This is a genomic window from Marinomonas sp. PE14-40, from assembly GCF_051623805.1.
Taxonomy (GTDB): Bacteria; Pseudomonadota; Gammaproteobacteria; order Pseudomonadales; family Marinomonadaceae; genus Marinomonas.
Map to the genome: position 1 here is coordinate 3,038,027 of NZ_CP130700.1, position 14,115 is coordinate 3,052,141.

Here is a 14,115-nt window from a genome sequence, read left to right on the forward strand (position 1 = left end):
CATCACAAAAACTAAAGTATCTTAACGCTAGATTCCCGCTTCAATAAACTTGGAGAAAGCAGATGACACAGTATTCAATGAAACATATGCACACCTTCTGTACCGTCGTAGAGTGCGGTGGCTTTGTCAGTGCGCAAGCAGCGTTAGGTATGAGCCAACCTGCCATCAGCACCCATATTCGAGACTTTGAAATTCGTCTGGGTTTTCAGCTTTGTTTAAGAGGCAGAAGCGGCTTTAATCTCACTGAAAAAGGTGAGTTGGTTTACGCTCGCTGTCGTACCATGCTCAATAATGTGTCTGACTTTGAGGCAGATCTTGGCGAGTTAAGAAATAAACTGACGGGCACATTACGCCTTGGTTTGATAGATAGCACTATCAGTAATCCAAGCTTTCCTATCAATAAAGCGATCCAACGTTTTTTTGAACGGGATAATGATGTTTCCATCAAGCTTGAAATCCTCACACCAGAAGACTTGGAAAGGGATTTATTAAATGGTCATATTCACGTGGGCATAGGCCCCTTTCAACGTCGTGACAACACCTTAAGCTATCAATTATTAGATAAAGAGGACCATGGTTTTTACTGTGGTAAGGACCACCCTTTATTTGCCCTACCTAGCAATGAAATGAGTTGGGAGACATTACAACAGTACCCAGTTTCTACTCGTGCCTACCTACAAAAAACTGACTTACCCGGTATTCAAAACAAAGCCTATGTTTCGAATATGGAAGCCCAAGCCATCCTAATTACCAGTGGCCAGTTTATGGGTTACCTACCCGATCACTATGCTAAAACTTGGGTCGAAAAAGGTGAGATGCGTGCTATTGATCATCTTAACTTAGAGCATGAGTCGCCCTTCTATTTGGCAATGAGAGCCTCTTCTTCGGTACAGAATATCGTAAAAGTGTTAGTTCAAGACATTCAAGATGTATTAAAAGAAGACATCAAATAAACATAATTTTTTTTGATATAAGCATAATAACTTTCGTATTTTTTAATGAAAACTTCTTTGCAATACTGATTTCGACAACCTCACACAGAAAATAAATAACGAGGTTCGATAGACAGCCTTTGCTGAATAGGAGAATACGAAAATGAGTGATAACACATACGAAAGTGGCCGTTTAAACCTGCCGTTTGTTGGCTTTTGTACTTTTGCTAAAAGCCCAACCTGTGAAGACTGGGACAAAATACAAGCCGATGTAGCCTTTATGGGTGCCCCTTTTGACTGCGGCACCCAATGGCGCTCTGGCGCAAGAATGGGCCCAAGATCTATTCGTGAAGCGTCAACCCTCTTCTCTTTTGGTCATGGCGGCGCTTATTCTTATGAAGAAGACATCATGTACCTTGAAGGCGTCAAAATTGTTGATATTGGCGATGCTGACATGGTGCATACAGACACAGTAAAGAGCCATGCCAATATTGAATACGGCGTCAAAAAGATGCTTGAAGCAGGTGTTCTGCCTGTGACAGTTGGCGGTGATCATTCGGTCAACGCCCCTTGCATCAAAGCCTTTGAGAAATTTGCAGATAAAGGGCCTATCCATATTATCCAGATAGATGCTCACTTAGATTTTGTCGATGAACGCCACGGTGTCAGATACGGCCATGGTAATCCTATGCGTCGTGCTTCAGAGCAAAGCTATATTAGTGGCATGACTCAATTAGGCATACGTAATGTGTCCTCTTCGAATAAAAAAGACCACAAACTCGCTGAAGAAGCAGGCTCTACCATCCTTTCGGTGAGAGATGTTCGCCGCCTTGGTTTAGAAGGTGTGATGAAGCTTATCCCCAAAGATGTAAGCTACTATATCACCATTGATATTGATGGTTTTGACCCTTCCATTGCCCCAGGCACAGGTACACCAAGTCATGGTGGTTTCCAGTACTATGAAGTGATGGAAGTACTGCAACAGGTTGCTATGCAAGGTGATGTTGTGGGTATCGACCTCTGTGAAGTGGCACCAGATTATGACCAGACTGGTACCACCAGCATCCTAGCGGCACAAGTTCTTTTGAACCTACTAGGCTACATCTTCCATGCTCGTAGTTTGAAAGAAACAAGCAATAGCTAGTACCACTCCTCCAGATGATGTTTTTGCGTATGCCAAAGGTAACCCAGTCCTAGGCATACGTATTTTTAACAACAGATATAGCAGTACTTCCCTCACACCTCACACCTCACACCTCACACCTCACACAGATATGATCATTTGTTAATTGGGTTATTGCTACTCGGAAAAGTAAGTCAACGATGTGCGAAAATTAAATGTTATTTCGCAAAAATGAATACTCCCAAAATAAATATTAAAACGCTTTGACCAACAAAAAATGCCATTTTATAAACTTTCGTTTTACGCCTATAAAAACAAACTTAAAAAAATTTAAATGCTCAAAATTACAATGACTTATTGCCAAATTAGCAAAACGATAAGCTCACCTTTTATCATCAAGCTTTTTAACCTGATCAAACCATTAAAAATTTATCTTTTCCATCGTTTAAAAATATTCAAAAAGATAATTTTTCAACACATGAAAAATCATTTAAAGCATTGAAAAATATAATTTAAATAAGAAAAACAATGTTATAAAAAACACTAAAAAACATTCAATAAAAACCTTAATTACTCAATACTAAAACCCATAATAATTAAGCATTAAAACCTGCCCGCTTGTACAAAAAATAATCTAAAAAAAGATTTTGCAAACGTATTCAATTGCTGATAATGTAATTTGCATTCGTATTCAAAGGGGTTGTAAAACGTTATCTTGCAAACGTATGCAACAGCAAATAAATCGATCAACAGACAACTAGAGTTCTATCAATGGCAGAAATCAAATTGGTTAATCTCACCAAGAAATGGGGAGATTTTAACGGTGTTGACAACTTCAATTTAACGATTAAAGACCAAGAGTTTTTAGTATTACTAGGGCCTTCTGGCTGCGGTAAAACAACAACAATGCGCATGATTGCAGGCTTAGAAGAGTCCACATCTGGCGATATATTGATTAACGATAAACGAGTTAATGATCTGGAGCCCAAAGACCGTGATGTTGCCATGGTTTTCCAATCATATGCTCTGTACCCGAATATGACTGTGTATGACAACATTCGTTTTCCATTAAAGGTTCGTAATGTGCCGAAGGAAGAACAACACGAAAAAGTCATGAAAGCAGCTGACATGGTTGAGCTAAATGGTTTTCTAGAACGTAAACCTGCCGCCCTATCTGGTGGCCAGCGTCAACGTGTTGCTTTGGCCCGCGCCGTTGTTCGACATCCTCAAGTCTTCTTAATGGATGAGCCTCTCTCAAATCTGGATGCCAAATTAAGAGTCTCTACTCGGGCTCAGATTAAAAATCTTTCTCATGAATTAAAAGTAACCACCATTTATGTCACCCACGACCAAATAGAAGCCATGACCTTGGCAGATCGTGTTGTGGTTATGAATGGCGGCGTCGTGCAGCAAGTTGGTACACCAACTGAGATTTATGACAACCCTGTTAATACATTTGTAGCAAGCTTTATTGGTTCACCTGCGATGAACTTGATTGATGGCAACCTAAAAGCAGGGGAATTTAGTCAAGAAAAAGTCAATTTCAAAGGGTTCAACTTACCTGATGGCAAATACACTTTAGGCTTTCGTGCTGAGGATGGCGAGCTATGTGAACAAGGAGAAGGGCAAATTAATGCACCCCTTTATACCTTGGAGCTATTGGGCGATGCCAACATGGTCACTGTATTAATTAATAACACCTTAGTGAGTGTTCGTACTGACAAATATTTCCATGCTGAAATTGGTGACCTAGTTTCAATCAAAATTCCGACAGAAAACTGCCACCTTTTCGATGGCAATACTGGACAAAGAATAAACGACTAAAACAAATCATTAAAAGCACAACGACTCGCCTCAGTAGGCTTAATGACTTGTAGATAGATTGCTGAAAATAAAAATAACAGGAGCTATAGGAGTTCGATATGATTTCTAAAAAAGTAGTTTTAACCAGTGCCGTTGCCACATTAATGAGCAGCTCAGTTTTAGCCAATAACTGCGGTCCAACTGATGCTTCAATCCGCGTTTTAGCAAATGACTTCCCGGCTATACATGCCTTAGTAAGTACAGCAAAGAATAATTGCAAAAATTACGCAACTAAATTCACTATCAACCATACCGCTGAAGCTCGTCAGATTATGAACGCAGCTTTGACACCAACACCAGCGGAATATACCTCAGTTATTGTAGCTAACGCGACCTTAGTACAATTGATGAACGATGGTTTAGTTAGGCCTCTCGATGAGTATGTTGAAAAATATGGTCAAAACCTGAAGAAGCACCAGTTAATCACTATTAATGGCAAAGTCATGGCCATTGCTTTTATGGCCAATTCCCAACACTTATTCTCCCGCTCAGATATTTTAAAACAAGCAGGTATCAAGTCGATCCCATCAACTTATGAAGAAGTTTTAGACGCCGCTGAAGCAATCCGTACGGCAGGTATCATGGAACACCCTCTTGTAATGAACCTTAAAAAAGGTTGGAACCAAGGTGAAGTGTTCAATACTTTGTATTTAGCTCATGGCGGTCAGTTCTTTAAGTCAGGAACAGCTGAAGTCAGCATTAATAATGAGCAAGGCATTGCTGCATTAAAATTAATGAAGGCATTAACTCAATATGCAAACCCAGATTTTCTTACTCAAGCATCGAATGAAACTCAAGGTTTATGGGAAGCGGGCAAAGCTGCTCTAGGAATCATGTGGGGCTCTCGAGGTGAACCTATCTTGGATGATCAAGGCTCGACAATAGAAGTCACATCAAACACTGTTTTATCAGGTGCACCAACTGTCGCTGGTGGCTCAACCCCAGCTGCGACCTTATGGTGGGATGGCGTAACTATTGCGAAAAACATTCCTGACGCTGATGCCGAAGCAACTTTCGCCGCCTTAGCTTCTGCTATGACTCCTGACATGGTAGCTGCGCATAACGATGATGCGGTCTGGCTTATTGATGGTTTTAAACCAGGACCTAATGCTACCGGTATATCTGCAACAGTGAGAGGTGGTGCTAAATCTTATCCTATGTTTCCTCAAATGGGCATTTTACATAGTGCTGTCGGTAATGAACTTTCTGACTTCTTAAAGGGTGATGAAAGTGCTGAACAAGCACTGGCAGATGTAGAAGCGGCTTACAACATTGCGGCTAAAGAGAAAGGCTTTTTGTAAAAAAGCTAAATCAGGGCCCTCTTTATGAGGGCACACCAAATCAAACTAAAACCTTATAGAGATCAAATAATGGCGAATCGTACCTTTTTTTGGTTTATCTTGCCGACGCTGTCGGCCATGATTCTATTTATTGCCTTGCCCATAGTATCTGTATTTATACAGTCGCTACATATTGAGCATGAACAGGTATTAATTGTATCTGAGAACTGTGGCCCATTTGGGTGTACTGAAGTCACAAGCATAGATACGGCGGCAGCCAAAAAGCTCAATGAGGAACAGCCTTTAGGCCGTTTTAATGGTTTCGACACTTATACTAACCGTGCTCATTTAGCCACATCAGAAATAAGCCAAGCTTGGAACAACAGTGATAGCCTCTCAGGTTTCATTAATGAGGCTTTAGACCTACCTCTCTATCGGGCTTTATTCTTTACCATTGCCTATACAGCAATTGTTACCCCCTTTGTAATCGTCTTGGGGCTTGCTGTTGCTGTAGGTGTCAATAACCTACCCAAATTTGTTAAAGGGCCGACCATCTTTGTGTCCCTTTTACCCATGATTGTCACGCCATTAATCGGCTCTATGATCCTATTTTGGATGGTAGATGCAGACGGCATTATTGGCGCCACGATACAGCACATATTTGATGACGATAGCTTAAGTCTAAAAGCATCACCACTGCTCACTTGGATCATGATCATGGTATATGGCGTGTGGCATAGCCTACCTTTCAGCTTTATTGTTTTTTATGCAGGGCTACAGTCTGTTCCCGAAGACACCATGGAAGCCGCTATGATTGATGGCGCTAGCCGCTGGCAACGTATGAGGTATGTCGTCGTACCCCATTTGATGCCCTTAGTTGTGTTCCTACTCTTAATTCAATTGATGGATAACTTTCGTGTATTTGAGCCGATTGTTGGCTTCTCTGCTGAAGCCCATGCGACCTCATTGTCCTGGATAATCTTTAATGACTTACGTGAAAGTGGTTCGCCTTTATATGGTTCCGCTGGTGCCACGTCCATGCTCACTATCTTGGGTGTCGTCATCCTATTAATGCCAGTCCTGATTAGAACTTGGCGTCAATATAACAAAGCAGCTCACTAATAAGGGTCTTAATCATGATGAAATCACAAGCTCGCAGCCCATTATTGGTTACTGTTTCAGGCATATTAGTACTGGCTTGGTTACTTATAGCCGCCTTTCCGTTCTTATGGACTCTTTGGGGAAGTTTCAAAGTTCAAGGGGACTTTTTTTCTAAAGCTGATTGGAGCAATGCTCTTTCTGGTGCTAACACCATTGCTGAAACAGGTTCTGCGTTTACTGGTGATGGCTATTACGGCGCCTGGGTAGAATCAGGTTTTTGGCAAGCGGTGCTCAATTCATCCATTGTCGTCTTCTTCACGGTCGTAATCTCAATAACCTTTGGTACTTTAGGTGGATATGCTCTGGCTCGTTCGGGTAAGAAATATGTTTTTTGGATCCTGATAACCGCCTTAATTTTTCGTGCTATGCCTCATATCACGCTTGTATCAGGTTATATGTTGCCCTTCTTTGAATGGAATATCTGGGGGCTATTACCCACCACAATTATTGTACTGGTGGCGATTAATCAGCCGTTTACCTTATGGATGCTGCACAGCTTCTTTCAGAACATTCCGAAGGACTTGGATGAAAGCGCCATGGTAGATGGTTGCACCCGTTTTCAAGCATTTCGCTATGTCATCATCCCAGTAATGTGGCCAGGCGTTATTACCACTGGGCTATTTAGCTTTTTGCTGGCCTACAACGACTTTGCCGTCACTTCCATGCTGTTAAGCCAAGAGAATGAAACCATGATTCCTGCAATCGCAAGCTTTATGGGCACCACTCAGGTTGAAGGTAACGTCATGTTTGCCGTCGCAGCAGTCGTGTCAGCAACCGCGCCATTATTTGTCTTAGTCATGTTCTTCCAGCGCCAAATTGTAAGCGGACTAACCGCAGGAGCAGTGAAAGGCTAAACAGGTTCTCGCACCACAATGTTCAGGCACCTTTTATGGTGGTTGAAATAATACTTTATCGGTAGATGCCAGCAGATATCTGGTCATCACCTAGTTCAGTTTTAATGTTTATTGAGGAGATTTATATGTCCGGTAACAGACCAGTACAAGCAGCACTCAGCCAAGATACGGATATGAGTAAAACTGCTGAAACACAAAGAGTGATTGAAAGTATGGTTGATGGTTTGAACGATCACCGTATTGCGGATATAGGCGAATTTTTTAGCCAAGGTTTTCGTTGGATGGGAAACCAAGGTTGTGGTTCAAAGACAGGTCTTAAAGAGTTCCAAAATAATTGGCAGAAGCCTTTTCAAGCCGCTTTCTCTGACAAAATTTGCATTGATGAAGCGCGCCTATACATGGGTGAGTGGGCCGCCGCTTTTGGACGTCAAGAAGCCATACATTCAGGTGCTTTTATGGGGATAGAAGCAAGCGGTAAAAAAGTCGAAATTCGATATATGGACTTCTGGAAAGTTGTCGACGGCAAAATTGTAGATAACTGGGTAATGGTTGATTTCCCATTTGTCTTAGCACAGTTAGGTGTTGATGTTTTTAATGGTGAAGGCTGGGAAGCATTCGATCGCGGTGAAAAACAAGCACCACAACCAGAACAATAGATAGAGGAATATACATAATGGCAATTGAATGGTTAAAAACCGCCAAAGCAGAAGCGGATAAAGCAGCAGATGATGCTCAAACACGTAAAGTCGTCGAACAAACTCTCGCTAAAATTGAGGTCGAAGGGGACATTGCTGTACGCGAACTTGCGGCTAAATTTGATAATTACACACCCGAATCATTTCGTCTTAGTGATCAAGAAATTCAAGATATCATGGCGAAAGTGTCTGACCGTGACCTAGCCGATATTAAGTTTGCGCAAGAACAAGTACGAAACTTTGCTCAGGCACAACGAGATTCTATGCTAGATGTGGAAGTAGAAACCTTGCCTGGAGTGATTTTGGGCCATAAAAACATTCCAGTACAATCAGTGGGTTGTTATGTTCCCGGTGGCAAATTCCCTATGGTAGCGTCTGCTCACATGTCAGTTGCCACAGCCAGTGTTGCAGGCGTGCCTCGTATCATTGCCTGTACACCGCCTTTTAATGGTGAGCCTAACCCAGCAGTAATCGCTGCAATGTACCTAGGTGGAGCCCACGAAATATATGTATTGGGTGGGATTCAAGCCATCGGTGCTATGGCAATTGGTACTGAATCAATTGATCCTGTTCACCTACTCGTTGGCCCAGGTAATGCTTTTGTTGCTGAAGCTAAACGACAACTCTTTGGCCGTGTTGGTATTGATTTATTCGCTGGTCCAACAGAAACCATGGTGATCGCCGATAATACGGTTGATGGTGAACTTTGCGCGACTGATTTATTAGGCCAAGCCGAGCATGGTTATAACTCTCCTGCTTGTTTAGTCACAAACAGCCGTAAGTTAGCCCAAGATACAATGAATGAAATAGAGCGCCTTCTTAAGATTTTACCCACAGCGGATACTGCTGCACCTAGCTGGCGCGATTATGGTGAGATAATCCTATGTGATACCTATGAAGAGATGTTAGCCGTCTCTGAGGACAAAGCCTATGAACATGTACAAGTCATGACAGATCGTGATGACTGGTTCCTTGATAATATGACCTGTTATGGCGGTTTATTCTTAGGTGAGAGAACCAATGTTTCGAACGGCGATAAAGTAATAGGCACAAACCATACTTTGCCCACAAAAAAAGCAGGCCGTTATACCGGTGGTCTTTGGGTAGGTAAATATCTAAAAACCCATAGTTATCAAAAAATCACCACAGATGAAGCTGCCGTTAAAATTGGTGAGTACGGATCTCGTTTATGCATGCTAGAAGGCTTCGTTGGCCATGCTGAGCAATGCAATATTCGTGTACGTCGCTTTGGTAACAAAGATGTACCTTATGGCACTGGTGCTGAATAGTTAGGTTTAACTTATGCAAAATAAAGTACTCATAAAGCCTTTTTTAGATGCTTTAGCCGATTTTTCTAAAGAGCAAGTTTGGCAACAAATGCAAACGCTTTTCACCCCCGAATGTCACGTAAAAATGTGTCATCCTTGGGGAGAGATGAAAGGTCCTAAGGCGTTTTTTGAAAACTGCTATCTCCCTTTACAAGAGAGTTTACCTGATCTTGAAAGGCGTGATTTTATCTTGATGTCAGGTACTTGTGACCATGGTCATGAGTGGGTTGGTTGCAGTGGCAATTTTATGGGTACTTTTGTTAAACCTTGGTTAGATATACCACCAATAGGTCATTTGACCTACATGCGTTATCACGAATTTTACCGTTTCGAAAATCAGCAAATAGTTGAGGTTCAAGCTATTTGGGATATCCCAGAAGTGATGATGCAAGCTAATGCTTGGCCAATGGCACCTGCTTTAGGAAAAATGTTTTGTATTCCTGCACCCGCTAGCCAAAATGGTCTAAGCATTAAAACAGATTCGGCGCGCGCTCAGCAAAGTAAGCAAGTCGTGTTAGACATGCTTCAAAACTTAGTTAAACATCCCAGCCAAGGCGGCCCAGAAGTAATGCAGTTAGAACACTTTTGGCACCCTAAAATGAACTGGTATGGACCGGCTGGCGTTGGCACTTGTCGAGGTATTTCTGGCTTTCGTCATTGGCATCAAATACCCTTTTTGGCTGCCATGCCAGACCGAGGTCAGGCAGATGAGAGTCTAATCTTCAATTTCTTTGCTGATGGCGACTATGCCGCAGTCACTGGTTGGCCAAATATGAAACAAACCATTCAATATGATGGTTGGTTAGGTATCGCACCGTCAGGTCAAGAAATCACCCTGTGTAGCTTAGACTTTTGGCGTATGGAAGGTGATAAAATCAGAGAGAATTGGGTGCTTTTTGACCTACTTGATATCCACCGTCAGCTTGGCGTCGATGTCTTGGCTCGCATGCGTGAATTTAATAAAGTACGGCTTCAAAGCAGTATTTCTTTCCCCATTGGAGATTGTTAATGCAATTACCCGAATCCCCTAGTTTTTCCCTTGTCGGTAAACGTGCCCTCATCACAGGAGCGTCTTCCGGTATTGGCTTGGCAAGTGCTGTGGCATTAGCCCGTGCAGGAGCTGATGTTGTGGTTGCAGCAAGACGACTTGATCGCTTAACAGATCTAGTCGCAAGTCTACAAGAAGAAGGCTTAAAAGCCAGCGCAATGTCGCTGGATATTAGTGATCTTGAGACTACCCGAGATCAAATAGCACAGGCAGGCTGCTTTGACATTCTAGTCAATAGCGCAGGGACAGCAAAACATAGTCCAGCGTTAGAAACCCAAGTGGTAGATTATGATCAGGTCATGGATATCAATGTTCGAGGGGCATATTTTTTAACTCGTGAGGTTGCTAAAGGACTGATAGAGAAAGGAAAACCTGGATCACTGATTAATATCAGTTCACAGATGGCTCATGTGGGTGGTATTGATCGAGCAGTATATTGTGCCAGTAAATTTGCTGTTGAAGGCTTTACCAAAGCCATGGCGATAGAATGGGGAAGCCAAGGTATTCGGGTAAATACCGTTTGTCCTACCTTTGTTAATACTGAACTGGCAAAGCAAACATTTAGCAACCCAGAACGTAAAGCTTGGGTGGAAGAAAAAATCAAATTAGGCCGTATTGCCGAAGTGCAAGACATTATGGCTGCCGTGATGTATTTAGCCTCAGATGCAAGTTCAATGGTAACTGGCACCAGTTTACTTGTTGATGGTGGCTGGACGGCAGATTAGGAGCGTTATTTATGTCAAAAGTGACTTCACAAGACGTCGCAAAACTGGCTGGCGTAAGCCAATCAGCTGTTTCTAGAGTATTTACTCCTGGAGCCTCTGTTTCTAAAAAAATGGCGGATAAGGTTAACCAAGCAGCGAATGAGTTAGGTTATCGACCTAATGTTTTGGCCCGTTCATTGATTACAGGAAACAGTCGTATTATTGGCGTCGTAGTCTCTTATTTGAACAACCAATTCTATCCGGAAATCTTGGAAATTCTGTCTGCAGAGCTGAGAAAGCGTGGTTACCACCCTCTCATGTTTATGGCTTCCGAATCCGATGATATGGATGAGGTAATGGCAGAGATTCTTGATTATCAAGTTGATGGCGTTGTGCTCGCTTCAGCAAGCATGTCTTCTGCTTTGGCTGACCGCTGCAAAGCCGCAGGTATCTCGGTTGTTTTATTTAACCGCTACTTGGAGAAAGACCGCTTTCATGCTGTCACTACTAATAACTACCAAGGTGGTTGTAAGGTAGCCGAGCTTTTTATTGCAGCAGGTCATCAGCGTATTTCCTATATTGCTGGCTGGGAAGATGCTTCGACACAGAGAGACCGTGAAAAAGGCTTTGTAGACACCTTACAAAAAGCTGGAATCGAGCTTTTCTCAAGAGGTGTAGGCAATTACAACTATGAGGAAACCCTTAAAGTCACACGTACAATGTTTGATAAAGAGCTACGGCCTGACGCTGTATTCTTTGCCAATGACCATATGGCCTTTGCTGCCATCGGCGTGCTTGAAAAAGAGCTGGGGTTACGCATTCCAGAAGATATATCTGTTGTCGGGTTTGATGACGTTCCTTTAGCTGGATGGCCCATCTTTAACCTAACGACGGTACGCCAACCAGCAAAGCACATGGTCGCCGAAACCATACGTTTATTATTTAGTGAAAGTAGTACGTCAGACCAGCCCATCCATATAGAAATAGATGGCCCATTAATCATTCGTAAAAGTGCCATTGTGCCAAAAGGATTTTTAACTAATGAAAGGCTTTAACCCTAAGTTCAAAGATTTTCCTGATTACATTATTAGTATTACAAAAGAGATTTGGGAAGATCGCGGCATTGCCACCTTGCACGAATATTATGGTGAAGACATTGTTGTACGCTCTCCGTCTACGATTGCTATTGGTAACCAAGGTGTAATAGGCGCCACCATGGCAACCCTAGCAGAGTTTCCCGACAGAACCCTATTGGGAGAAGATGTAATTTGGAGCGGCAACGAGGAAGAAGGCATGCTGTCTTCTCATCGTATTTATTCTACTGCCACCCATTTAGGTGATGGCATCTTCGGTAAAGCCACAGGTAAAAAGCTTAAGTACCGCATCATTGCAGACTGTTACGCCATCAACAATACCATTACAGATGAATGGTTAATCCGTGATCAAGGCGCAATTGTCAGACAAATGGGCTGGGACCCAAAAGCCTTTGCTGTCGATCAAATTGAACGCGAAGGTGGTCCTGAAAAAAGTAACATGCCTTTCACCCCTGCAATCGATCAACCCGGCCCTTACAAAGGCAAAGGTAACGATAATGCTTGGGGCCAAAAATATGCAGATATTTTGCAACGCTTGATGAATGCCGATATGGCAACCATACCACGTGAATACGATAGAGCTTGTCATGTTGCCTACCCTGGTGGAATTGAAGGTATTTCTTTCGCCGCTATCGATAATTTTTGGATCGGTCTTCGTGCCAGCTTCCCTAACGCTAAATTTACCATAGAGCACCAAATCGGTCGCGATGATCCAATGATGCCGCCACGCGCTGCAATTCGTTTTAGTCTACAAGGTAAACATGATGGCTGGGGCACCTTTGGCCAGCCGACCGGTAAAGATGTTTACATTATGGGGGCCGCCCATGTTGAGTTCGGACCTTGGGGCATACGTCGTGAATATGTTCTGTTTGACGAAACCGCTATTTGGAAGCAAATCGCCTTACAAACAGGCTAATCAAGGCTGCAAGTTTTAAACTGATTTTTATTACACTCCCTAGACTCTCTAGGTAAGGGCTCTATTTACCTTTGCTAGATCTAGCGGATTTCTACGCCTAAAAACAAGCAAATGATCATTACAAGCGAGGTTAAAAATGGAACAGCCACAAATCGTACGCTATGGCGAATTAAAGCCATGCCGCACTGCCTTTATTGATGCACATACACCAGGCTCAGATAAAAAAGAAAACTTTACCATCATAGGTGCAGGTGTAGCAGAAAGCCCTGACCAACATGTTCATATTAAAGCAACGCCCGGTTTCAATATCGGTGCAGCTGGACAACCCCCTAAGTGCTTTAATTCAATGCATTACCACAATACGGCCGAAGTATTTTTTGTACTTAAAGGCCGCTGGCGCTTTTTTTGGGGTGAGCACGGCGATGCAGGCGAAGTCATTCTGGAAGAGGGTGATATCTTCAATATTCCTACTCGTGTCTTTCGTGGGTTTGAAAACGTCGGTACAGATTATGGCATGATCATGTCCATGCTTGGAGGAGATGATTCAGGTGGTGGTGTTATCTGGGCTCCTCATGTTTTAGAAGCAGCAGAAAAACATGGCCTGATACTCGCTGAAACTGGCGTGCTATACGACACAAAAAAAGGCGAGCAGTTACCTGAAGGGGTTAACGCTATGCCGAAAATGAGTCCAGAAGACGTTGCTCTTATTCCAGAAGTACCAGCCAGTGTGGTTGTACCAAATTATGTACGTCGTTATTGGGACATGATGGCATTGGCAAAAGATGCGCCATGTAATGTGATTAGTAAAACCGGTTTAATAAAAGATAAACCAGGCTTTCAAGTGGAACTACTAAGCCGTGGTTCAATTTCATCTGATACCTATACCAACCCGCAGCATGAAGTACTAATGCCTATGCGAGGCCACTGGAAACTAACATGGGAAGGTCATGAGGAAGTACTCAATCCAGGAGACACATGTTGGATTCCTCCAGGTTTAGCCCATGCCGTTGAAGTTTGTGTTACTGGAGAAGCTAGCCTATTTCGCATCAGCAAAACGGATGATTTAGCCGGTTTAACTTGGACGGATAATTAAACCGTATGCAGTCCTAGAAACTTA

Annotated in this window: 13 protein-coding genes; all 13 read left to right on the forward strand. The window is 42.8% G+C overall.

Annotated elements, in window-relative coordinates:
• Positions 1-62: 62 nt before the first annotated feature.
• The 13 genes from Q0A08_RS14130 (at position 63) to Q0A08_RS14190 (ending at position 14,091) form a co-directional block, all read left to right on the forward strand.
• On the forward strand, positions 63-953 hold the full coding sequence (locus Q0A08_RS14130) for a LysR family transcriptional regulator (protein WP_438462163.1): 891 nt from the start codon (positions 63-65) through the stop codon (positions 951-953).
• A gap of 142 nt (positions 954-1,095) precedes the next feature.
• On the forward strand, positions 1,096-2,076 hold the full coding sequence (gene speB, locus Q0A08_RS14135) for an agmatinase (protein ID WP_438462164.1): 981 nt from the start codon (positions 1,096-1,098) through the stop codon (positions 2,074-2,076).
• 750 nt (positions 2,077-2,826) lie between these two features.
• A complete protein-coding gene (locus Q0A08_RS14140) occupies positions 2,827-3,879 on the forward strand; it encodes an ABC transporter ATP-binding protein (RefSeq protein ID WP_438462165.1) in 1,053 nt (350 codons plus the stop codon).
• A 98-nt stretch (positions 3,880-3,977) separates the two neighbouring features.
• On the forward strand, positions 3,978-5,219 hold the full coding sequence (locus Q0A08_RS14145) for an ABC transporter substrate-binding protein (RefSeq protein ID WP_438462166.1): 1,242 nt from the start codon (positions 3,978-3,980) through the stop codon (positions 5,217-5,219).
• A 69-nt stretch (positions 5,220-5,288) separates the two neighbouring features.
• Positions 5,289-6,320, forward strand: a complete 1,032-nt coding sequence (locus Q0A08_RS14150; protein WP_438462167.1) for a carbohydrate ABC transporter permease — start codon at positions 5,289-5,291, stop codon at positions 6,318-6,320.
• 14 nt (positions 6,321-6,334) lie between these two features.
• Positions 6,335-7,213 carry a carbohydrate ABC transporter permease gene (locus tag Q0A08_RS14155; RefSeq protein ID WP_046015775.1) on the forward strand — a complete coding sequence of 293 codons (879 nt, stop codon included), beginning with the start codon at positions 6,335-6,337 and terminating at the stop codon, positions 7,211-7,213.
• Between the two features lie 125 nt (positions 7,214-7,338).
• Positions 7,339-7,869, forward strand: coding sequence for an ester cyclase (locus Q0A08_RS14160; protein ID WP_046015774.1), 531 nt, complete (start codon positions 7,339-7,341; stop codon positions 7,867-7,869).
• A 17-nt stretch (positions 7,870-7,886) separates the two neighbouring features.
• Entirely contained in the window at positions 7,887-9,197 is a 1,311-nt protein-coding gene (gene hisD, locus Q0A08_RS14165) for a histidinol dehydrogenase (protein WP_438462168.1), read from the forward strand.
• Positions 9,198-9,210: 13 nt separating this feature from the next.
• The gene (locus Q0A08_RS14170) at positions 9,211-10,245 is read left to right on the forward strand and encodes an ester cyclase (protein WP_438462169.1); all 1,035 of its coding nucleotides are present in this window, start codon (positions 9,211-9,213) and stop codon (positions 10,243-10,245) included.
• Complete coding sequence (locus Q0A08_RS14175; RefSeq protein ID WP_438462170.1) at positions 10,245-11,009, forward strand: SDR family NAD(P)-dependent oxidoreductase; 765 nt, start codon at positions 10,245-10,247, stop codon at positions 11,007-11,009. Before Q0A08_RS14170 ends, Q0A08_RS14175 begins: the two co-directional genes overlap by 1 nt.
• An 11-nt stretch (positions 11,010-11,020) precedes the next feature.
• Positions 11,021-12,043: a LacI family DNA-binding transcriptional regulator gene (locus Q0A08_RS14180; protein ID WP_438462171.1), complete on the forward strand. Its 1,023-nt coding sequence runs from the start codon at positions 11,021-11,023 to the stop codon at positions 12,041-12,043.
• Positions 12,030-12,998 (forward strand): hypothetical protein, encoded by a 969-nt coding sequence (locus Q0A08_RS14185; protein WP_438462172.1) that lies wholly within the window; start codon positions 12,030-12,032, stop codon positions 12,996-12,998. The genes Q0A08_RS14180 and Q0A08_RS14185 overlap by 14 nt, the downstream gene beginning before the upstream one ends.
• Before the next feature lie 136 nt (positions 12,999-13,134).
• On the forward strand, positions 13,135-14,091 hold the full coding sequence (locus Q0A08_RS14190; protein ID WP_438462173.1) for a cupin domain-containing protein: 957 nt from the start codon (positions 13,135-13,137) through the stop codon (positions 14,089-14,091).
• The last annotated feature ends 24 nt before the right edge of the window (positions 14,092-14,115 follow it).

What these genes read in the sequence shown, in the direction of transcription:
- Q0A08_RS14130 (WP_438462163.1), top strand. Translation starts at nt 63, where the DNA reads ATGACACAGTATTCAATGAAACATATGCACACCTTCTGTACCGTCGTA.
- speB (WP_438462164.1), top strand. Translation starts at nt 1,096, where the DNA reads ATGAGTGATAACACATACGAAAGTGGCCGTTTAAACCTGCCGTTTGTT.
- Q0A08_RS14140 (WP_438462165.1), top strand. Translation starts at nt 2,827, where the DNA reads ATGGCAGAAATCAAATTGGTTAATCTCACCAAGAAATGGGGAGATTTT.
- Q0A08_RS14145 (WP_438462166.1), top strand. Translation starts at nt 3,978, where the DNA reads ATGATTTCTAAAAAAGTAGTTTTAACCAGTGCCGTTGCCACATTAATG.
- Q0A08_RS14150 (WP_438462167.1), top strand. Translation starts at nt 5,289, where the DNA reads ATGGCGAATCGTACCTTTTTTTGGTTTATCTTGCCGACGCTGTCGGCC.
- Q0A08_RS14155 (WP_046015775.1), top strand. Translation starts at nt 6,335, where the DNA reads ATGATGAAATCACAAGCTCGCAGCCCATTATTGGTTACTGTTTCAGGC.
- Q0A08_RS14160 (WP_046015774.1), top strand. Translation starts at nt 7,339, where the DNA reads ATGTCCGGTAACAGACCAGTACAAGCAGCACTCAGCCAAGATACGGAT.
- hisD (WP_438462168.1), top strand. Translation starts at nt 7,887, where the DNA reads ATGGCAATTGAATGGTTAAAAACCGCCAAAGCAGAAGCGGATAAAGCA.
- Q0A08_RS14170 (WP_438462169.1), top strand. Translation starts at nt 9,211, where the DNA reads ATGCAAAATAAAGTACTCATAAAGCCTTTTTTAGATGCTTTAGCCGAT.
- Q0A08_RS14175 (WP_438462170.1), top strand. Translation starts at nt 10,245, where the DNA reads ATGCAATTACCCGAATCCCCTAGTTTTTCCCTTGTCGGTAAACGTGCC.
- Q0A08_RS14180 (WP_438462171.1), top strand. Translation starts at nt 11,021, where the DNA reads ATGTCAAAAGTGACTTCACAAGACGTCGCAAAACTGGCTGGCGTAAGC.
- Q0A08_RS14185 (WP_438462172.1), top strand. Translation starts at nt 12,030, where the DNA reads ATGAAAGGCTTTAACCCTAAGTTCAAAGATTTTCCTGATTACATTATT.
- Q0A08_RS14190 (WP_438462173.1), top strand. Translation starts at nt 13,135, where the DNA reads ATGGAACAGCCACAAATCGTACGCTATGGCGAATTAAAGCCATGCCGC.